The sequence below is a fragment of the Scytonema hofmannii PCC 7110 genome (assembly GCF_000346485.2).
GTDB lineage: Bacteria > Cyanobacteriota > Cyanobacteriia > Cyanobacteriales > Nostocaceae > Scytonema > Scytonema hofmannii.
In genome coordinates, this window is sequence record NZ_KQ976354.1 from 6,299,510 (window position 1) to 6,320,195 (window position 20,686).

The 20,686-nt window shown below is 41.6% G+C and carries 22 protein-coding genes; 6 read left to right on the plus strand and 16 right to left on the minus strand.

Features of this window, described 5'->3' with window-relative positions:
• The 4 genes from WA1_RS60275 to WA1_RS26245 all read right to left on the minus strand — a co-directional run.
• A partial coding sequence (locus tag WA1_RS60275) for a heavy metal translocating P-type ATPase (protein ID WP_419183597.1) occupies window positions 1-1,271 on the minus strand: 1,271 nt, incomplete at its 3' end.
• Window positions 1,272-1,415: 144 nt separating this feature from the next.
• A complete protein-coding gene (locus tag WA1_RS58230; protein WP_169886890.1) occupies window positions 1,416-1,592 on the minus strand; it encodes a hypothetical protein in 177 nt (58 codons plus the stop codon).
• A 156-nt stretch (window positions 1,593-1,748) separates the two neighbouring features.
• The gene (locus tag WA1_RS26240; RefSeq protein WP_017746908.1) at window positions 1,749-2,024 is read right to left on the minus strand and encodes a TM2 domain-containing protein; all 276 of its coding nucleotides are present in this window, start codon (window positions 2,022-2,024) and stop codon (window positions 1,749-1,751) included.
• 698 nt (window positions 2,025-2,722) lie between these two features.
• On the minus strand, window positions 2,723-4,360 hold the full coding sequence (locus WA1_RS26245) for a CPBP family intramembrane glutamic endopeptidase (protein ID WP_017746906.1): 1,638 nt from the start codon (window positions 4,358-4,360) through the stop codon (window positions 2,723-2,725).
• A gap of 168 nt (window positions 4,361-4,528) precedes the next feature.
• Here WA1_RS26245 and WA1_RS26250 point away from each other — a divergent pair, with 168 nt between their 5' ends.
• On the plus strand, window positions 4,529-5,323 hold the full coding sequence (locus tag WA1_RS26250) for a Uma2 family endonuclease (RefSeq protein WP_017746905.1): 795 nt from the start codon (window positions 4,529-4,531) through the stop codon (window positions 5,321-5,323).
• Here WA1_RS26250 and WA1_RS26255 read toward each other — a convergent pair.
• The 8 genes from WA1_RS26255 to sufB all read right to left on the minus strand — a co-directional run bounded on the left by WA1_RS26255 (window position 5,320) and on the right by sufB (window position 12,261).
• The gene (locus WA1_RS26255) at window positions 5,320-5,724 is read right to left on the minus strand and encodes an Imm1 family immunity protein (protein WP_017746904.1); all 405 of its coding nucleotides are present in this window, start codon (window positions 5,722-5,724) and stop codon (window positions 5,320-5,322) included. The genes WA1_RS26250 and WA1_RS26255 overlap by 4 nt on opposite strands.
• Window positions 5,725-5,770: 46 nt before the next feature.
• Window positions 5,771-6,001: a type II toxin-antitoxin system HicA family toxin gene (locus WA1_RS26260; RefSeq protein WP_017746903.1), complete on the minus strand. Its 231-nt coding sequence runs from the start codon at window positions 5,999-6,001 to the stop codon at window positions 5,771-5,773.
• Between the two features lie 2 nt (window positions 6,002-6,003).
• The gene (locus WA1_RS26265) at window positions 6,004-6,273 is read right to left on the minus strand and encodes a hypothetical protein (RefSeq protein ID WP_017746902.1); all 270 of its coding nucleotides are present in this window, start codon (window positions 6,271-6,273) and stop codon (window positions 6,004-6,006) included.
• Between the two features lie 158 nt (window positions 6,274-6,431).
• Window positions 6,432-7,049 carry a Uma2 family endonuclease gene (locus WA1_RS26270; protein ID WP_017746901.1) on the minus strand — a complete coding sequence of 206 codons (618 nt, stop codon included), beginning with the start codon at window positions 7,047-7,049 and terminating at the stop codon, window positions 6,432-6,434.
• Window positions 7,050-7,197: 148 nt separating this feature from the next.
• A complete protein-coding gene (locus tag WA1_RS26275; protein WP_017746900.1) occupies window positions 7,198-8,460 on the minus strand; it encodes a SufS family cysteine desulfurase in 1,263 nt (420 codons plus the stop codon).
• 90 nt (window positions 8,461-8,550) lie between these two features.
• Window positions 8,551-9,927 (minus strand): Fe-S cluster assembly protein SufD, encoded by a 1,377-nt coding sequence (sufD, locus tag WA1_RS26280; RefSeq protein WP_017746899.1) that lies wholly within the window; start codon window positions 9,925-9,927, stop codon window positions 8,551-8,553.
• Complete coding sequence (gene sufC / locus WA1_RS26285; protein WP_017746898.1) at window positions 9,927-10,715, minus strand: Fe-S cluster assembly ATPase SufC; 789 nt, start codon at window positions 10,713-10,715, stop codon at window positions 9,927-9,929. Before sufC ends, sufD begins: the two co-directional genes overlap by 1 nt.
• A gap of 106 nt (window positions 10,716-10,821) precedes the next feature.
• A complete protein-coding gene (sufB, locus tag WA1_RS26290) occupies window positions 10,822-12,261 on the minus strand; it encodes a Fe-S cluster assembly protein SufB (protein ID WP_017746897.1) in 1,440 nt (479 codons plus the stop codon).
• Window positions 12,262-12,476: 215 nt separating this feature from the next.
• Between sufB and sufR the strand changes: the two genes are divergently transcribed.
• Together sufR and WA1_RS26300 are read left to right on the plus strand one after the other, a co-directional pair.
• The gene (sufR, locus tag WA1_RS26295) at window positions 12,477-13,154 is read left to right on the plus strand and encodes an iron-sulfur cluster biosynthesis transcriptional regulator SufR (RefSeq protein WP_017746896.1); all 678 of its coding nucleotides are present in this window, start codon (window positions 12,477-12,479) and stop codon (window positions 13,152-13,154) included.
• Between the two features lie 244 nt (window positions 13,155-13,398).
• Window positions 13,399-13,656 carry a hypothetical protein gene (locus tag WA1_RS26300; RefSeq protein ID WP_026135052.1) on the plus strand — a complete coding sequence of 86 codons (258 nt, stop codon included), beginning with the start codon at window positions 13,399-13,401 and terminating at the stop codon, window positions 13,654-13,656.
• 217 nt (window positions 13,657-13,873) lie between these two features.
• Here WA1_RS26300 and WA1_RS26305 read toward each other — a convergent pair whose 3' ends face one another.
• Both WA1_RS26305 and WA1_RS26310 read right to left on the minus strand, forming a co-directional pair.
• Window positions 13,874-14,506: a hypothetical protein gene (locus WA1_RS26305; RefSeq protein WP_017746894.1), complete on the minus strand. Its 633-nt coding sequence runs from the start codon at window positions 14,504-14,506 to the stop codon at window positions 13,874-13,876.
• Between the two features lie 505 nt (window positions 14,507-15,011).
• On the minus strand, window positions 15,012-15,338 hold the full coding sequence (locus WA1_RS26310) for a YbjQ family protein (protein ID WP_017746893.1): 327 nt from the start codon (window positions 15,336-15,338) through the stop codon (window positions 15,012-15,014).
• 462 nt (window positions 15,339-15,800) lie between these two features.
• On the opposite strand from WA1_RS26310, the gene WA1_RS26315 reads away from it, so the two are divergent.
• Both WA1_RS26315 and WA1_RS58235 read left to right on the plus strand, forming a co-directional pair.
• Window positions 15,801-16,481: a tetratricopeptide repeat protein gene (locus WA1_RS26315; RefSeq protein WP_017746892.1), complete on the plus strand. Its 681-nt coding sequence runs from the start codon at window positions 15,801-15,803 to the stop codon at window positions 16,479-16,481.
• Between the two features lie 3 nt (window positions 16,482-16,484).
• A complete protein-coding gene (locus WA1_RS58235) occupies window positions 16,485-16,637 on the plus strand; it encodes a hypothetical protein (RefSeq protein WP_017746891.1) in 153 nt (50 codons plus the stop codon).
• On the opposite strand, the gene WA1_RS26320 is transcribed toward WA1_RS58235, so the two are convergent.
• Both WA1_RS26320 and WA1_RS57285 read right to left on the minus strand, forming a co-directional pair.
• Window positions 16,634-17,509 carry an ABC transporter ATP-binding protein gene (locus WA1_RS26320; protein ID WP_017746890.1) on the minus strand — a complete coding sequence of 292 codons (876 nt, stop codon included), beginning with the start codon at window positions 17,507-17,509 and terminating at the stop codon, window positions 16,634-16,636. The two genes, WA1_RS58235 and WA1_RS26320, sit on opposite strands and share 4 nt — an antisense overlap.
• 481 nt (window positions 17,510-17,990) lie before the next feature.
• Window positions 17,991-18,128 (minus strand): hypothetical protein, encoded by a 138-nt coding sequence (locus WA1_RS57285; protein ID WP_017746889.1) that lies wholly within the window; start codon window positions 18,126-18,128, stop codon window positions 17,991-17,993.
• 1,302 nt (window positions 18,129-19,430) lie between these two features.
• On the opposite strand from WA1_RS57285, the gene WA1_RS26325 reads away from it, so the two are divergent.
• Window positions 19,431-20,672 carry a glycosyltransferase gene (locus WA1_RS26325; protein WP_017746888.1) on the plus strand — a complete coding sequence of 414 codons (1,242 nt, stop codon included), beginning with the start codon at window positions 19,431-19,433 and terminating at the stop codon, window positions 20,670-20,672.
• Window positions 20,673-20,686 lie beyond the last annotated feature (14 nt).

The window sequence follows — 20,686 nt, forward strand, 5'->3', positions numbered from 1 at the left end:
GGAGTGGGGGAGTGGGGGAGTGGGGCGTGATGTGCTGGCATTTGCATGGTATGAGACATCAGTAGGTCATGCCAAATGTGGGTGCCGAAAAAGTACCATAAGATAAATGTTAATAGAGCAGCTGTCAATACACCGTAGGTAAAGTATCCTGCTACTGTATCTGCTAATTTTTGTACGGGTGCTTTGCGAGTTTGGGCTGTTTCTACTAAAGCAACAATTTGAGCTAAAGTGGTATCGCTTCCAGTACGAGTTGCCCGGATTGCGATCGCACCTGAAGTATTGATTGTCCCTGCTACTACTAAATCTCCCGGTTGCTTGATAACTGGCACTGCTTCTCCAGTTAGCATCGACTCATCTACAGTTGTTTGTCCATCCACAATCTCGCCATCAACGGGAATTTTCTCTCCAGGAAGAACTTGCAACCATTCACCAACACGCACGACCTCAGCAGGAATTTCTACAACTCCCCCATTGGCAAAAACTGTAGGAGTCCCATCTTCCTCTGCTTTTGGTTTAGCAATCAACCGGGCTACTTGCGGCTGGAGAGCAAGTAATCCTTTAAATGCTACAGCCGCACGATTCCTGGCTTGTTTTTCCAGTGTGCGCCCTAGTAAGATAAAGCCCAGCATCATCACTGGTTCATCAAAGAAACACTCCCAACCAAGTTGGGGAAACAGTAAGGCAACTAAGCTGGCAATGTAGGCTGTTAGCGTTCCCAGTCCTACAAGAGTATTCATATTAGGTGCATTGTGCCGCACGCCCAGCCAGCCATCTACCAGAATTGGACGACCGGGGATCAGTATGGCAACAGTTGCTAAGCCACAGTGGAACCAAATATTTTGCAAACCGGACGGTATCGGTCCACCAAGACTGCCGATATGCCCGGTAATTGATAGTACCAGAAGTATTGCTGCGATCGCCAACTGCTGACGTGCCACCTGCATTTCTCGACGCTGCCGCTCTTCTGGATTGGGCATTTCTTGTGTCTCGCTTGCTCCTTCTTTGCCTCGTTTCCGGGGTTGAGTCGGAAATCCAGCCGATGTCAATTTCTTTGCCAGTGCTTCTGGCTCTGCCGCACCAGTTTCTAATTCTACGACTGCTACTTCTGTCGCTAGGTTCACACAAGCGCTTTTAACTCCCGGATGTTGAGTTAGCTGACGTTCTACCGCCTTTACACAGCCAGCACACTTCATCCCCCCAACATCCAAAGTAATTTTCTCTGTTGTTAGGGCTGGTTCTGAGGGAAGGTTAGTCTTCGAGACAAATTGCATGGAAATGTTTAGATTTGCTACGAAAGAAATATAAACGCTAAATTAAGCGCCTCTTATTTGAGCGTAGGCGAAATCCGAAGCATTGACAGATTGTCAAATATATTAAGTTTTGTTAAGAGGGCATTGGGCATTACCTCTGCTACTTCATCGATAGCAACGCCAATAAGTCACGTAAATTAACGCAAGCACCTGTAGTGGTATAAGAACAAATTCACCTTTCAAAAAAGGATGTATTTCCAAATGAGACATAGTACTGAAATACGCCATTGCCATGAGAGCAAGAGCTATTAAGGTTAGATTTTTACCTTTGAGAGCTAACATAAACACAACTATAGTGTGGGACTTCTAACGGGAAATAGTTGAATTTTGAACAAGCATCCTGAAAGGGATGAGATAGTCGAGAAATAATATATTATGTTAGACGGCAATAAAAGATTGTCAGTGACTGGTCACTGGTCACTGGTCACTGGTCACTGATTAGAACCAACCTTGCCTATTCAGGAAATAGGTGCTCACAAACTCATCGTGTGATTTGTTTAAATAAATCATTCCTTCGATTAAACCAACAAGCTGCATAATGAGTAATGTCAAGCCATAGGTAAAATAACTACCGACCAACGAAATGATTAGCATGGCAAATCCTTCTGGAGCATACCCAAGAATGAATTTGTGGATACCAAAACCTCCAAAAATAATACCGCAGTATCCAGCTAAAAGTTGTTTGGTAGCATGACTGGGGCTGAGTTTAGCCATGGGTTTAGTTCCTTTGCTTTATGAGTGATTGATAAGTAAGACCTATAAGTTGAAGCTAGTTAAGGATTTTGGTGACTTAACGAGCGATCGCGGCAGAAGCACGGATAAAAATAGATATGCAGAAATAGCGTGACACCAATGCATAGTGAACGCTAAGAACGCGAAAAACTAACAGTCCTCAGGCATAGCTGAAACTGCACTCCTTCGTGACTCTCCTATCTTTACTTTAGCTAGAAAATCCGGCAAAGCGGCTTGACAGCACTATATGCTGGAAAATTCTTTGATAGAGAGCGATCTATAAGAGTGGTAAAAATACCAGTACGCCTAGTATCTTTTACTACTCAAGCTCTGCGCTCTCCGGATTCTTTTGATATTTCTACAGTGATAAAAATACTAGTGTAGATACCTTTATTATGAAGTGATTTCCTACAAGCTAGGATACCAAGTCGATAAAAATAGCAGTAACTTTATGGTTCGCTGTCTACTCGCAGTTCTGGGATAGAACAGTGAATATGCGATCGGTTAGTTGCAGCTATTCATGCCATCAAACGTGCCTACACCTAATGAATAAGTAGAAGAAGACAACTTTAACACATTTGCTTCAAAGTAGCATTTATTGACATTAAACACCAAGGGTGATGAGTAAATTTTTGTAAAACTTTTAGCAAAGAATTTGTAAAGTTGGTAGCCCGAAAAAATCATTGACCGGGACTACCTAAGATAAACAGGCTTAGAAGAGTGCCACTATTCCAAAGGCTGTGGAGAAGCATGGGAGCAAGGAGGTTGCGCGATCGCGTATAAACGACGCCCAGCACAATACCCAAAGAGAACAGGGGGAAAATTTCCGCCAAGCTAAGGTGAGCCGCCGCAAACAAAAAACTACTGATGAGGATCGATCCCCACACGGGTAGATAACGGGTGAGAGAGGGTAACAAAAAACCGCGAAAGAGAATTTCTTCAAAGATGGGAGCTGCGATCGCCGCCGTCGAGAAAAATATCGTCAGTGCGACAGAATCCTGGCTTTCAAGCACCAGTTGTAACAGGGGATTGCTACCGCCTTGTCCTTTCCACAACTGTTGATTAATCAAGGATACGACAACTACTACAGGCAATGCTACACAGTAGCCACCAAATCCCCACAAAAACCAATTTTCCTTAAAACGGACTCGAAACCAATCATTTGATAGTGGGAAAAAGCGCTTGATAGCTAAATACAGTACTGACAAAGCCCCTAATGCCACGAACAAATAACTGATAAAAACAGATAGCGCTTGAATTCGCACGCTAGAGGCGAGGGTTTTGATAGGGAGAACAGATTTGACTAAAGGCACAAGGAATGCTTTTATCGCCACAGGTACGAGGAATTGTCCCGTGAAGAAAAAACCCACGACAAAAACCACCAAAATCGTTTCAGCATCCCAAGGAGTTAACCAAGTGACATCTCCATTTTGAGCAAGTATTGCAGCTTTTCCCTTGAAAAAACGTTCTGCTAGCAAAAAGAGCAATAAGCCCACCCCAATTAGAGAAGCAATCACCGGGACAGTACCTATCAGTGATAATCTCAACATTGCTGTTTCAGCGACTTCCTGTTGAGATGCTTTTAAATTTGTGAGGGCATCTTGTCGTTGCTGGAGTTGATAGAGTTTTTCCAAAGCAATATATTTAAACCAGCCATCTAAATTAGGTTGAATCAGTGGTTCAGAATCAGGCAAAAGACGAGGGGGATCGCTCCACAGCCCCGCTAAAACTGCTGCAACCTTGCCAAATTCAGAATCACTTCCCAAACTTTGCTGCATTTCATTCCACGTTTTAAAAGCAGCATCCGTTTTTCCTTGCTGTGCTTGTAAAATTCCCAATCGCAAATCTAATTCGGTAATTAATTTTTGCACTTGCTTCAGCGACTGCTGTAACAGTTGCTGCTGTTCGGAAGTGGGGTTAGTTGCAGGAGGATATTGCGATTGAGGTTGAGAGGTTGCAGGAGCCGTTTCTGGTTGAGACTGGAGTTGTGCAAGTTGTGTTTTAATTTTCTCTAAATTACTTTGAGCCGATTTCCTTGCTTCTTGATACTGCTGTGTAGCTGCATCCAAGGGTTTAGTACCAAGGATTGCATCTTCCAAGGGCTTCAAATTTGCGCTGTCGCTATCCGACGCTTCCAAAGAGACTGCTTGCAGGGCAAGATTTGTTTGGTAAAGTTCCAAGCGACTTTGAAACTGAGGTTGCTGCCAACTCGATAATAAAGACTGACCGACAGTCAAGGTTGTTAGCAGAGTCAGAACTATTAAAATAAACCGCCCTGCGGTTCTTACAAACGTTGAACTTGGCTGCTCGTGACTCATTTTTCCTCCCTTGACTAACCAGTGCAGAGTCAATAGTCTCACCCCTTGGGAATTATCGCAAGAAAATGCATTGAATGGTTAGTAACCAGTGACCAGTGACCAGTGACCAGTGACCACTAACCACTAACCTTAGATATCATCAACTCATAAGTCTCTCGCTGTTCCATTATGTTAGAGTACAAACCATTATTCAATTGCTTGCCTTCTGCAGAGGATTTACCTGATTCTGACGATATTCCTGTAGATGACGAACTGCAAGATTTAATTCCTGGTTTTCTCAAAGCAATCTTGGCTTGGATATGGGCTAGCCGTATGGATTGGTTTTTTGGTGTGGACATGGGGGTTTACTACGATCCCGACTTACCTCCTGTCGTACCAGACGGATTTTTGAGTTTGGGTGTCCGCCGGATTGTCAGCGAAAACTTACGCTTGAGTTACTTGCTGTGGGAAGAAAAGGTACTTCCTACCATGGTGCTAGAGGTTGTTTCTAAAAAACGGCGTGGGGAGTATACGAAGAAAAAAGATTTCTACGCCGAGTTAGGAATTTTATACTACGTTATTTACAATCCCATCCGTCCTAACAAACCTCCTTTGGATGTTTATCGTTTGGTAAATGGTGAATATGTTAAACACAAAGGAAACCCAGTGTGGTTGGAAGAGATAGGTTTGGCAATTGGTTATGAAAGAGGAACTCACCTAGGCATTACTCGTGACTGGTTGTACTGGTATGACCAACAAGGAGTAAGATATTTAACACCAGAAGAACTAGCCACCACTGCTGAACAACGTGCTAGCACTGCCGAACAACGTGCCAAAAGGTTAGCAGAAGAGTTACGCTCTTTAGGAATAGATCCAGATACGCTGAGAGCACAGAGGCGAAAGATGAGGAATTACCACCTGAATCAAAATTTTATGAGTCACCTTGACAGAGCTAGCGGTGCCCACCCTACCTACTTTTATTAAGCTACTGCTAACGATTTATCTTCTTCCCAAGAAAGTAATGGATCGAGTTTTCCTAATTCTGTAAAAGTTCTAGCGGCTAGCAAACAACGTAACAAATCAACACACATCTTTGCCGGATAAATTCCTTCTTGTCCGCCAACAACTAGCTTTTCTGTTATATTGGGCTTAGATGAATCAACTAAGCTATAAAAGCTTAAGTTATCAAAAGTTACAGTAACAATATATTTTTCTGACTCACCACCTCCAATACTCATATACATTTCATCATCAGCACCCAGTGTCACTAAAGTTTTACTTTTACCATTTAATTCGCGGATAGCTGTTTCTATATGATTCCAGCTTGGATTTTCAATTAATTCCCCTTCATTTTTGTTTCCAACAGACATATCTAATACAAACATTTTCTCCCTCTTAAACTGCAAGCATTATAGAGTTCTCAGTCTACAATCAAACTTGATTTAGCAACTGGAAATAATTGTCTCTAGAGATTTCGGCTGTTTTCAAATTATTTTTGATGATTGAGACGGGAATTTCATCGTATGTAGGAATTACAATTGGTCTTGAGATGCCTGGTTTGATGTAGCAACGATGACTTCCTTCTTGCCTAGCAAATGTAAAACCAGCAGCAAGAAATACCTTTTCTAGTCGTTGCCAGGAAATGGGTGTTATTCTTGGCATCGTCAGACACCTACTGTCATAGAATGCCTTTCAATTGCTACCCAATCAGGGCTTATCCAGTTTCCATCTTGTAGTTTGTAACCTGTTTCTTGAAGAATTTCCTCTAAAGTATCCATGTCAGCAGCAGTAACTAGAAAAAGATGGACTGCTTCGTCTAAAGCAATTCTCGCCTTTTCTTGTGTTTCTCCTGAACTCATAATGTCTAGCGGCATCGCGTGAGCTACAAATTGCGAGTCTTCTATCCAAATTTGGACTGTATAGTTGATCTGCATTTTTTATCCTATCTTTACGACTCAATTCTCTCACCACTGCTTGTATTTATACTTGTGGTGAATTTTCTCGTACTATCCTAATTTCAGCGATTGCATTTAGACAAATAAATTTTATACTATAGTGATGATAGCAACCTGATAACTTTCTAACGCTCTAGCTACAAAGCAGAATCAAAAATTTGCTGGGCTGTCAGATTGAGTTGAGGGAAAGTAGGGGATACGATTGAAGTGTTGCCCCTAAACAGATTCATTTGATATTCCCCATTAAGTAACTGGCATACAAAAATGGCAGGTTGTTTGGGGTTACCAATAAAGTTGCGTCCCCCTAATGCAGCATAATCAGCAATCCAAAACTCAGGAATACCCATTTCTTCATAATCGGCGAACTTTTTATAGTAGTCATCTCGCCAATTAGTTGAAACAACTTCAACGACTAAGGGAATAGATGCAGGTTGAGAAACAGTTGACTCGTTTTCCCATAGCGGTTCATTTGGGAGATTGTCGCGATTTATTAATAAAATATCTGGAGAGTAGGCTGATTCTTGGTTCGGTGGTTTAACTAATGCAGTTTTAGGAATGTGGTAGGGAAGGTTGAGCCGATCGAACTCTACAGTTATTTTACGTGCTATGAACCCAACAACATTTTCATGCTTCCCGGTTGGTTGAGCCATTTCGACAATTACTCCATTGTGCAGTTCGTAGCGTCCACCTTCAGGACGCCATGCTGTAAATTCTTCAAAAGTTACTAGTTTGGGTGAGACTGGTGCAGTAGTCATAAATTCTTCTGATGATATGAGTCCCTATCAGTCATTAGCGATCGCATTCATACGAATAAATTCTATACAAACAAGCATAGCCTGCGTAGGCAGGCTTCATTCCATAGCTCTATAATTCTATTTTGCGGGGAGCATAAACCTCCAGAATTTAACTTCCAAAACTGCCAAAGAAATCCAAAGTTTCCTTCAGTGCTTTCACAAAAACATCAATTTCTTCACGAGTATTGTAGAAAGATAAACTTGCTCGTGCAGTTGCTGCAATACCTAAATGACGGTGTAATGGTTGAGTACAATGGTGTCCGGAACGAATGGCAATCCCTTCTTGATCTAATAATGTAGAGAGATCGTTAGCATGGACATCTTTTGCAGTGAAAGCAGCAAGGGCGGCTCTCCCCAAACCTGCGACTTTAGGTAATGGTCCGAATAGACGAATTTCAGGAATTTGTACTAGCTTCTCAAAGAGAAAGCCAGTCAATTCTGATTCATAAGCATAGATTTTATCCATACCAATATTGCTTAGGTAATCCACTGCTGCACCTAGAGCAATTGTTTCCGCGATCGCAGGTGTACCCGCTTCAAACTTATGAGGTAAATCGGCGTAGGTTGAACGATCTAAAAACACTTCAGCAATCATTTCTCCACCACCAAAAAAGGGAGGCATTTGCTGTAGCAATTCCAACTTACCATACAAAAAGCCAATCCCAGTTGGAGCGCACATTTTATGCCCAGAAGCTACCAACCAATCACAGTCAATTTGCTGAACATTGATAGGCATATGAGGGACACTTTGGCAAGCATCAATTAAAACTTTTGCTCCATATTGATGAGCGATCGCGCAAATCTCTTTTACAGGATTAATACAACCCAAAGTATTAGAAACATGAACAACCGACACCAATTTGGTTTTATCAGAAACCAGTGTTTTAAACTGTTCCAAATCAACACTTTCCTCTGGTGTCAGTTCCACAAACTTCAGCACAGCACCCGTTTTTTGTGCCACAAAATGCCAAGGAACCAAATTACTGTGGTGTTCCATGACCGAGAGAATAATCTCATCTCCCCGTTGCAAATTCTTCATTCCCCAACTGTAAGCCACCAAGTTAATAGCTTCAGTCGCATTACGGGTAAAAACAATTTCTTGACGCGATGCAGCATTGACAAACGCAGCTACTTTATCTCTAGCTGCTTCATAAGCTTCAGTCGCTTTAGCACTGAGAGCATGTACGCCACGATGCACGTTGGAATTGTACTGCTCGTAATAATCTCGCAAAGTATTAAGTACGAGCAAAGGTTTTTGTGACGTAGCAGCGTTATCAAAATAAATTAAAGGCTTCCCGTTGACTTCCTGATGTAATATCGGGAAGTCAGAACGGACTTTGTCAGCGAGGGTTCTTTCCTGAGTATAAGTCATTGGTTGATAGTTGATAGTTGTTAGTTGTTAGTTGATAGTTGTTAGTTGATAGTGGTTAGTTGTTGGTTGAAAACTACTAACCACTAACCACTAACCACTAACCATTTGCATAAGATATTGTCTCACTGAAGGAATAGGTATTTGATTGATGACTTCAGCCGCAAAGGCGTTAACCAGTAAATTGCGAGAATCATTCGCATCAATTCCCCGACTTTGCAGATAGAAGATTTCATCATCCTCCAACTGACTAACGGTAGCACCATGGGCGCATTTTACATTATCAGCCGTAATCTCTAATTGAGGCTTGGTATCAATTCTGGCTTTAGACGATAGCAACAAATTCTGGTTTAACTGGGCTGCATCCGTCAACTGTGCGGGCTTCGGAACAAAAACCTTACCGTTAAATACTCCATGAGCGCGATCGCTAAGAATACACTTATGCAACTGCTTGCTTGTACCATGAGGATAATTAAGAGCGATCGCACTGTGAGTATCCGCCAACTGTTCTCCCCCAATCATCGTCAATCCGTTGAGGACAGTTTCCGTTTGCTCCCCAGTTTGCAAAATCTCTAAATTATGACGTGAAAGCTTCCCACCAAAAGTTACAGCATGACAACTATACCAACTGTAACGAGCTTGAGAAACAGCCGTCTTCCCAATATGAACAGCTTCTGCACTTTCCGTCTCAATCCGAGTATGATTTACCCGAGCATTTTCCCCAACCCAAATTTCCGTAACCGCATTAGTAAAGTAAACTCTCTCTTCCTCTGCGCCCTCTGCGCCTCTGCGGTTCGTATACTCTTCAACCAAAGTCACACTACTACCAGTCTCCGCCACAACCAAACAACGCGGAAGAGAAATTCCCGACTTCTCACCAGTAGCAAGAAATACCAAATGAATTGGAGTTTCTACAACCACATTCTTCGATACCCACACTACCGCGACATCAACCATTCCACTCGTATTCAGAGCAGTAAACAATTCATGCGCCCCCTCAGTCTGAGCCAAATATTCCTGTATGCGTTGACTACACGTAGCAGGTAGATCGGTTAAATTGCTAACTACAACTCCATCTGGTAAACCCGCAACCGAGGACAACTCAGATGCATAAACCCCGTTAACAAACACCAACCGACTGGTAGCTGCTTCTGGTAAGGAGTCTAGAGACGCGCCATTATGAGACGCGCCATGGCGCATCTCTACATTAAATTGAATTTTCCGCAAAAAAGATAAATCGGTGAAGCGCCACTCTTCATCACGAGTCGTAGGCAAAATGGATTGACGAACCCAAAAAACAGCGCGTTCCCGTAATTCCTGTAACCAAGAAATATCATCGTGACGCGTCTCAACATCACGCACGATTTGATTCAACAAATCTATGAGATAAGCATCTCTATCCAACATAGTAGATGCCAAATCGATGGAATGCGAATTAGGAAATGGACTCGGAGAAACAAGAATACTCATTACACAGTCACCTCAACCCCATTTTCTTCCAACACCCACTCATAACCGCGAGATTCTAACTCCAGCGCCAGTTCCTTACCACCACTAGTAATAATCTGTCCTCGTGCCATAACATGAACGTAGTCTGGTACGATGTAATTCAATAACCTTTGGTAGTGAGTAATCATAATCGTCGCATTCTCAGCGCTCGTCAGTTGATTAACCCCATTCGCCACAATTTTTAGCGCATCAATATCCAAACCCGAATCCGTTTCATCTAGAATTGCCAGTTTCGGTTCTAAAAGCGCCATCTGTAGAATCTCATTGCGCTTTTTCTCACCACCAGAAAACCCTTCATTCACACTGCGGTTGAGGAAAGCAGGATTCATCTTTACCACTTCCAGCTTTTGCTCTACCAAGTCATCAAAATCAAAAGTGTCCAATTCCTCCAAACCCCGTGCTTTCTGACGGGAATTGTAAGCCACCCGCAAGAAATCCAAATTACTCACACCAGGAATTTCCAAAGGATACTGAAATGCCAAAAATATTCCTGTTCGGGCGCGTTCTTCTGGTTCCATCTCCAATAAGTTTTGTCCTTGGAAAATAATTTCCCCACCAGTCACCTTATAAGCAGGATGTCCAGCCAAAACTTTAGAAAAAGTACTCTTACCGGAACCATTCGGTCCCATAATCGCATGAATTTCACCCAATCGAACCTCAAGGTTTACACTCTTGAGAATTGGTGTCCCATCAACATTTGCCGTCAAATCTCTCACTGACAGCACGACTTCACTATTCTCAATAATCATGATTTTCTCTCTTCTCTCTCTTCTTCCTTCGTGTCCTTTGCGTCTTTGCGGTTAGACATTTTTTGAACCACAAAGACACAAAGAGCGCGAAGATAAATTGCTAAGATTACCCAACACTATTTTCCAACTTCAAACTCAACAACTTATCAGCTTCTACAGCAAACTCCATAGGTAGCTGATTGAATACATCCTTACAGAAGCCACTCACCATCATGGAAATAGCATCTTCTGTCGAGATACCGCGTTGTGCAAAGTAAAAGAGTTGATCTTCCCCAATCTTAGAAGTAGAAGCTTCATGCTCTACCTTGGCAGCATTATTCTGCACTTGGATATAAGGGAAAGTATTGGCATGAGCATTATCCCCAATCAACATAGAGTCGCACTGAGAATAATTTCTCGCCCCTTCTGCTTTGGGATTGATTTTTACGAGTCCGCGATAGCTGTTGCTAGAGTTACCAGCAGAAATCCCCTTAGAAATAATTGTGCTGCGGGTGTTCTTACCAACGTGAATCATTTTGGTCCCGGTATCAGCTTGCTGCATATTGTTTGTCAGGGCTACTGAATAAAACTCACCTACAGAGTTATCACCCACTAGCACGCAGCTGGGATATTTCCAGGTAATTGCAGAACCTGTTTCTACTTGAGTCCAAGAAATTTTAGAATTGATACCTTGGCACAAACCGCGCTTGGTGACGAAATTGTAGATACCACCTTTGCCATTTGCGTCGCCCGCGTACCAGTTCTGAACGGTTGAGTATTTAATTTCAGCGTTGTCTAAAGCAACGAGTTCGACAACAGCAGCGTGTAATTGGTTGCTGTCGTACATCGGCGCAGTACAACCTTCAAGGTAAGAAACATAGCTTCCTTCCTCAGCGACAATCAGTGTTCGCTCAAATTGCCCAGTTTCACCGTTGTTAATGCGGAAGTAGGTAGACAGTTCCATTGGGCATTTCACACCCTTAGGAATGTAGACGAAAGATCCATCACTAAATACAGCAGAATTTAAGGCTGCAAAGTAATTATCTGCTCCCGGAACAACGCTACCCAAGTACTTTTGTACAAGTTCTGGATGTTCTTGCAATGCTTCTGAAATGGAGCAGAAGATAACACCATCTTGAGCGAGCTTTTCTTTGAATGTTGTCGCTACGGAAACACTATCGAAAATTGCATCAACGGCAACATTTGCCAGCCGCTTCTGTTCTGATAGGGAGATGCCTAACTTTTCAAAGGTTTCCAATAAAGTTGGATCGACTTCATCCAAGCTGTTAAGCTTTTGTTTCTTTTGTTTTGGTGCCGAATAGTAGATAATGTTTTGATAATCTATTGCAGGGTACTTGACACTCGGCCAAGTTGGTTCAACCATTTTTTGCCACTGACGGAAAGCCTTGAGGCGAAAGTTCAACATAAACTCCGGCTCGTTCTTCTTGGCGGAGATTATACGGACGATGTCCTCGTTCAGTCCACGCGGAATTGTGTCGGCTTCAATGTCAGTAACAAAGCCGTACTTATATGGCTGGTTGACTAAGGTTTTGACAGTGGCGCTCATCGGCTGTTACTCTTGTGTTCGCTTTCTTAATCTCTTTAAGGACGGAAGACGGAATCTTTAACCGGGCTTCCTTTTCAAGCTAGCCGAGTTGTGACTCGACTGCTATCATAATAAGTATAAGGACTAAAACAACATTCGTGTTGTTTAACATATCTTTATTTTACGCTAGATTATCCATAATTTAGCTTTGTCATGAATAAATTTTTGGGACGACGATGGCGACTATCCACCAGTCCTCAACCAAGCAAGATATTCTGGAATATCTTTTAAAACACTCACAAGCTACGGCTTTCGATCTGGCTGACGCTTTAGACGTTAGCCCTCAAGCAATTCGCCGTCATCTTAAAGATTTGGAAGCAGAGCAACTCCTGACTCTCTTGTCATCCGTACAAGGGGGAATGGGGCGTCCGCAACATATCTATCAACTGACTCGTCAGGGCAAAGAACGGTTAAATATAAAAGTCAGCGAACGTCTCGGCGATAGCTATGGCAGGTTCGCCGTTTCTCTACTGGATACATTAGCGGAAACGGTAGGAGTGGACGAAGTCAGTTCAATTCTCAGAAAACAATGGGAACGCAAAGCGCAAGATTATCGAGAACGCGTTGGTGATGCTCCTCTATCAGAGAGAGTGGCGACTTTGGTAGAGCTGAGAAAAGCTGAAGGCTATATGGCTGAATATCATCCAGTAGCATCAGGTGAGTCATTGGACGAGCAGTTTATTCTCACCGAACACAACTGCGCGATTTCCAATGTTGCAGAGTCTTTCCCCAGTGTTTGCGGTCATGAATTAGAAATGTTTGCTGCTGTATTACCAGATTGTACGGTAGAACGTACTCACTGGATTATTAATGGCGAACATCGTTGTGGATATCTAGTCCAAGCCAGAAAGTAAGTGCTTTTATGAGAGGGATTTCCTTTGTGAGTGATGGCTTTTCATTAAGCATAAGTCATCAAGAATAGATCATTGGTAATAGGTATTACCAAGCAAAGTAATGCCATTTTGGATTTTAGATGCGTGGATTTTGGATTGGCAAAGTCTCGCTTGGACTTTATTCCACCCAATTATCTGTCAGATTCTTTCTTCAAGCTGGTGTCTGGTTATTTTAATAAGTGTGAACTTTTTTGAATTATTTATTATGAACTTACCACCGCAATCGCCGCCACAATTTTTAACATTAGAAGAATCAGCAAAGGTTGATGCTGCTTTACTATCTTCACCAGAAAAGTTCTTAACTAGAATAACTATTTCATCCCTCAGGCTTTTGAATCATATAGCTCACGAGTATAACGTGACTATTGAGGATTTAACAGCACAACAAGTGATTGCTTGGTTTGAGAAAGACAGCAAGATTCGCCGAGAACAAGGAGTTGATGCTGCTTATTTGAAGTGGTAAGAAGGGTTAGTTGTTAGTTGTTAGTTGTGTGGGACAGGCGTCTCGCCTGTCATCGTTAGTGATTAGCAATGCCACCACTTACATATTCATGATGGTGGGCATTGCAAACCCTACTAAGTGACGATCGCTATCTAATCAAATAACTAAAAGTCCGCGCAGGCGGACTTTGTTTGTATAGCCTCAGACTTCCAGTCTGAAGGCTTTCTTTGGCTATTCATTAAGCGTAGTTATTATTATTACGCGGACTGCGGGTTCCTGCCGCTGCTCCAACCATTGAGGCAAGTAAACCCAACAAAGAACCAAACACAAACCACCATAAACCTCTACGCAAATTGGCTGCAATTTCAGAAGCCTCCTGAGCAGTTACATTAGGAGTATTTTGAGGTATATTCACACCACCTTGCTGCACCTGGTTAACAACTTCTCCGGCGTTAGAAGCAGCAACACCAAAAGCGCCTGATACTCCACTTGCTAACAACCAAGAACTTAATGCCAATGTTGTTGCCCACAGTATTGCACCATTGAGAAGAGCTGTATTGCGGTTCATTGGACCGCAAGCACGAGCCATTACCCAACCACCAGTAAATAGTGAAATTAATAAAGCAATGGTTGACCAAATTCCCACATTGCCTGCAACATTAGGTGCAATAGATCTGGGTGCGCCTGAACCCTCAATTGTTCCAGCCCCAATTGCTGCAAATATAGAACTTAATATTAATTGAGTTGCTAATGCAATAAATAGACCGGAAATGATAGGACCCCAACGAACGCGATCGTGGTAATCGGCAATTCGACCTACTACAGCCGATTCGGTAATAACCTCGTCACCTACTCGATTTGTGTATGACATACTTTATTTTCCCCTTACCACTCCAGTAATGTTTTTAGTTTATAATAGTCAACTAGTTACTAGAATTAAATTACTTTTTTGTATTTTCAATATCTACCACTAGAAATACTTGTATGGTCTATCTTTGGTGAGAAAAATTTTCTTGATTTTGTCATGTTTTTTTAAGATATATTAAGTTTTAAGTATTCACTAACTTGCAATGAGAATGACTGCTTTTACCAAGCAAACAACTAAATTTGATTTTTAGAATATTTCTAAATTTTTATTGAAATATATCAGAGCTAATTTCTATAGGAATCATAAATGATTTATGAAAAAATCTCAGTACTGTAGGGTGGGCAATGCCCACCCTACATAGATTTCAAAAATCAAATAGGATGGCTATATAGTTTATTCTATCAACTTAATTTTTATTGAAAAATATTTTTTTGGTTATTTAATAACATTTTTGTTAGTGGTTAGTGGTTAATAGAACTACTAACCACTAACCACTAACCACCAACCACTATCGCAATTTCACAGCTGTCCCTGTGGCGGTAATAAGTATGAGAACGCCTGATTGGTCAACATTGATGGTACCAGTATCAATTTCAATACCAATAACAGCATCCGCACCCAAACGCCTTGCTCGTAGGGATAATTCTTCTATTGCTTTCTGTTGACCCTGCTCAAATAGCCGTTCGTAACTTCCAGTGCGTCCACCAATGATGTCTCGGATACTCGCAAAGAAATCTCGCAGGAAATTGCTTCCGTAGACAACTTCTGCGGTCACAATGCCTAAATATGAATCAACGATAGACCCCTGAATGACATCAGTTGTAGTCAAAATCATAAATCGAACCTCAATTCCATTTGATATGCTAACGTTCTGCTCCCCTTAATTTGAAACCAGGGAGTGGGGAGTCGGGAGTGGGGAGTCGGGAAAAATTGGTATCAGAAAAACTTCCTGAGGAGGCAAAAAGCTTATCGAATAGCTGAATTGAGGTACACACTTGTAGGAAAATAGTTTTTGCCCGTTCATAGGGTTCATCTCAACGGGTAGCAATGCTGAGGCTGCGATTGAGTTAGGTCAGCCCCTTAAGCATGACTACCAGTTGTCTTTTGTTGCTCGTCCAAACAAATTGTATTAAATCAAACAAGGCTTTTAACGTACTTTTACAGACCAATGAAAATTCTTCATAAATCTTGTACAAAAGTCAATACAAGCTGTTTGCAAAATCGGATATTTTTGTTTTAATGGACAAGCAATCAAGGAAACTTTGAAAAAGTTGCAAAAAATATCAGGAAAATTACTGTGTACAAGCAAACATCTTTTATAGTAAGTATTTTCATTATTGGCAGTATCGCAGCAACAATACCATCAGTGGCTCGCGCTCAAAACATTTTGCCACAACAGAGTTCTCAGGAGTTGAAAGAACTTCTAGATGAAGGGCGGCGACTTGTGGATACAGGTGATTACGATAATGCGATCGCAGTCTATCAAAGAGCCACAACTTTAGAGCCAAAAAATGCCACAATCTACGCTGGCATTGGCTACCTCTACGCCCAGCAAGGAAATTTGCCTGCAGCATTAACGGCGTATCGGCGTGCTGTAGCGATCAACCCCAACAATGGGGATTATCAATATGCTTTGGGCTACGTAAGTGGTAATTTGGGAGATAACAAAACAGCTAAAGACGCTTACAGACGTGCAATACAAAGCAATCGGACTAATGCCAATGCTTACATAGGGTTATCAACAGTACTTTTGCGTTTGGGAGAGTACGTAAATGCCAAATGGGCGTATGAACAAGCAGTCAACCTAGACCCCAAAAATCCACAAGTGTATGAGTTGCGGGGTAATATATTGATGAAGCAAGGAAAATCGAAAGATGCGATCGCAGTTTTCAAAAAAGCTAGAGAATTATACGAACGGCAAGGTAAGTCAGAAAGCGTGGTTAGACTAGAAGCCGTGCTCCGTAATTTAGGAGTTTGATCGGTGAGCAATTATGCAGTTACCAGTTATCAGTTACAGAATGACTTCATCTTATTATTATTGACTTTTTATTATTTACTGGTCACTGGTCACTGGTCACTGGTCACTGGTCACTGGTCACTGGTCACTGGTCACTGGTCACTGGTCACTGATTAATCCAACTTCCTTCCTGTAAGTTCTACAAAAATATCTTCTAAGTTCGAGGGACGTGCCATCATCCCTGTTTTATTTTGTTGTTGATTGAGGTAATCGTTGGCATCTTCTACAGTTGGGAAAAAGAGATACTCCCAACGATCTTGCAACTGCTTCATGACCAAACCTTTGCCATGAGTAGTGCGTAGTTCTTGTAGAGTGCCTAGAGAAATTAACTTTCCACCATCCATAATTCCAATGCGTCCTGACTTGCCAGAGCCAAAGGCATCGCATAAATATTCAACCTCATCCATATAATGAGTTGTAAGCAGCATTGTCATTCCCTGTTTGTTCAAATCTCGAATAATTTCCCAAAGACGTCGCCTTGTTTGGGGGTCTAATCCCACAGTCGGCTCATCTAAAAACAGAACCTGCGGTTGATGTAACAAAGCTCTTGCTATCTGTAGACGCCGCTTCATCCCACCAGATAAGGTTTTTACCAAATCATTACGTCTGGATGCAAGTTCAACATAATCCAGCCATTGATTGATAAGTCGTTGTCGGTTGGGGTTGGGAATATGATGCAGTCTCCCATGCATTTCCATATTTTCCCAAATAGTTAGATCTCCATCTACGCTCACTTGTTGCAACACCACACCGATATTCTGCTTTGCGAGCATTGGTTGGCGAACCACATCATAACCTGACACTTCTATTTTTCCTTGTGTAGGTTTAGTCAAAGTGGTTAGCATCCGAATTGTGGTGGATTTACCCGCACCATTGGGACCGAGTAAGCCAAAGATTTCGCCTGCGTTGATCGTAAATGAAAGGTCATTCACCACAGGAGTCTTATCGTAAACCTTATAGACGTTTTCTAAACGAACAGCAGCAGTCATGGGAAGGATTCAGTGGGTCGAATAAAGTATAATTACTTAATTTTTACTGAAATTAGTCAAAATTGAAAAATTATTCTTTATGAGTGGAAACCATTCCCCAGATTAATCGTCACTGGAAGAAATGTATCTATCAATTTAAAACTCAACCTCTAAACTATACGCTCACGAGCGATCGCCAACTATACCGGAGGCAATCGCTCACAAAGTTAATGTTGGAAAATAATTCTTTTCTCAATGCCCTATGCCCCATAGAAGTCAAAACTATGCTGCAAAAACAAATTCCCTTGACCCAGTACAAGGGGGTCAAGGGTACATAACTTTGTGCCAATATCATGAAAAACGACCTGAACGTACTTGAACTCTAGCGTATAAGCGTATATAATTACGCTCAACCAAAAAATTAATATGTAAGACTAGCCACCGGGAGACTCACCCCCTTGCCGATCGGACTTGTTTCTACAGTCTTTTTTAATGACATTAGCTACTTTTTTTTAGGCAACTGTTGTATGGGCTGAGATGGTTCAAGTAATTTGAGGCGATTGGTGTTGCTAGAAGAATCGACTCGGGAAATGAGTTCCTGGAGGCGATCGCTGCTGCCATTCTGTTTTTGTCTAGACATAAGTTTTAGCTCCTTTGTGGTAGATACCCTAATAGAAAATCGAAGAAATTAAAATTATACATCAAATACGGTTTTTTTAGCAAGACCCGGAATTAATATTGGATCTTCCTACTTATGATGTATCATCATTTGTGCATTTGGCGATGGTACTCCCGATACTATTTTGTGAAAAAAAGATGAAGAAAATGTGATGATTTGAATTTGTACGCAAATTTTACTACGTTTTCGTCACACATTAGGGATTTCCAGGAAATAAATTACCCCATGTTGTAGGATGGGCGTCAAGGCCCGTCTTATATATAGTGGCGTCAAGGCCCGTCTTATATATAGTGGCGTCAAGGCCCGTCTTATATATAGTGGCGGGCCTTGACGCCCGCACCACAAGAAATTTTGGGATATTTTTTTATTTGGAAGTCCCTTATCTATTGAGTGGCAGAAAGCCCGATCTTCGTAGCATAGCTCGGTTTTTCAACTCAGAGTATGCCTTAACCAATGGACTCCAGTTAGAAACTGTATGACGAGCGGGGAACATTTTTGGTTACCTTTATTTTTAATAAAAATCATTTTTTGGTAAGTAAATATAGCTAATTCTATAGGACTCCTATTTAATTATCGAAGAGACGCGGGACGTAGCGACTCTCCGCGTCTCCGTGCTCTCTGCGCCAGAGCGGTTTAAAAGTAATTTATTTAACCGCCGAGACGCAGAGTACGCAGAGGTAAGAGGAGAGAGAGCTATTGATTGCTTGAAGTTTTTATCCACCTTGACAGGGCTAGTAGGGCTAAAGCCCACCACAAGCTTTATGTGTGCGGCATAGCCCTATCTACAGTACTGAGATTTTTTCATAAATCATTTATGATTCCTATAGTTTTTTTGAAAAACTGTATCTTTGATCTCCGTGGTTTCTTTAAATTATCATTAATGATGTTATCTTTACTTAAGTATTTAAATCGACTATCGTAATTATACGGTGAAATGCATTAAAAAGACGTCTTTAATAGAACTTATTTTTAATCAAAAATTTATGTAAATATCTATTTTTCCTATGCTATTACTGTATTAAGCAATCTACAGTGTAGGTTAAATAAAAATGCAAGAACTGCTCGACAAAGCTTGATTCAATGAAATATATAGAAGTAGCCACCAACAGAAAATGATGAGTTAAAAGTCGATCGCTTAAGGTAAATACTGAGTCTCTAAAGCTTGAGAATGCAGTATAGACTTCACAGAAGAAACAAGAAAATTCAGAAGATAATTGTGGCATCCCTATATTGCACGCAGATAGTAAGTACAGGGTAATTTTGATGCGTAAGCCTGTTTTGACCATTTTCTACCAATTTAATCCTTGGAATAGCACTATCGGTGGTATTCAAACACTCATTAACACCTTCATTAAATATGCACCTAGCGAATTTGAAGTCAGACTTGTAGGGACAGGATGCGATAAGCCGGGTACGGCTTGCGCCAAAGGCGATCGCCATCAAACTATTGGTCAATGGGAAGTGAAAGAATTTGCTGGTAAAAAAATTCGTTTTTTGCCTTTATTAGCATTGCAAAACGATAACGTGAGAAGTCGAATACCAACAACATTCAAGTATACAGCAGCTCTTTTAAGACATTATTGTGACTCCGACTTTCTACACTTCCATCGACTAGAACCAACGCTAGCATCGCTTCAGTGGCGGGGAGAGAAAACCCTGTTTATTCATAATGATATTCAAACACAAATGCAAGGAGTCGGTGACGCAAAAGCAATACTGTGGCGGAAATTTCCGACTGCTTATTTTGCCCTAGAAAAGTTGTTAGTACGTCAATTTAACCAAATCCTCTCATGCAACACTGATGCAACAGAGTTATACAAAGAGCGTTATCCAAAGATTGCAAATCGTGTTGCGTATATCAAAAATTCATTTGACAACGAAATTTTTTACCCCTTGAATTCCACAGAACGAGAAGTTCAAAGACGCGAACTAGCTACTAGGTTGGGGTTATCGGAAAACACGCGGTTTGTTTTATTTGCAGGGAGACTGCATCCACAAAAAGATCCCATTTTGCTAGTTCGTGCGATTTCTGCTTTAAGAGAAGCCAATATTCACCTACTTATAGCTGGAGATGGGGAGTTAACAGCAGAAGTCAGTGCGGAAATTGAGCGATTAGGTGTGTCTGATAGAGTCACGATGTTGGGCGCACTGACTCAGAGTGAGTTAGCACATTTACATCGTATATGTCAAGTTTTCGTTCTAACGAGTGCTTATGAAGGTTTACCTTTGGTAGTTCTAGAAGCGCTTGCTAGTGGAACCCCAGTCGTGACAACTGAATGTGGTGATACTCCAAAATTACTGAAGCCAAATAGCGGAATTGTATGTTCTGAACGTACCCCAACTTGTATTGCGGATGCTTTAAACAACGTGCTCCTGCATCCAGAAAACTATCCTATCGATGCTTGCGTGCAGAGTGCAAACCCCTATGCTGCAAGTACTGTAGTCACTCAAGTTTTTCACCAGATGTGGCAGCGCTGGGAAGAGCGATGTCTTGCAGCTGGCTAATCATTTTTTTGCCT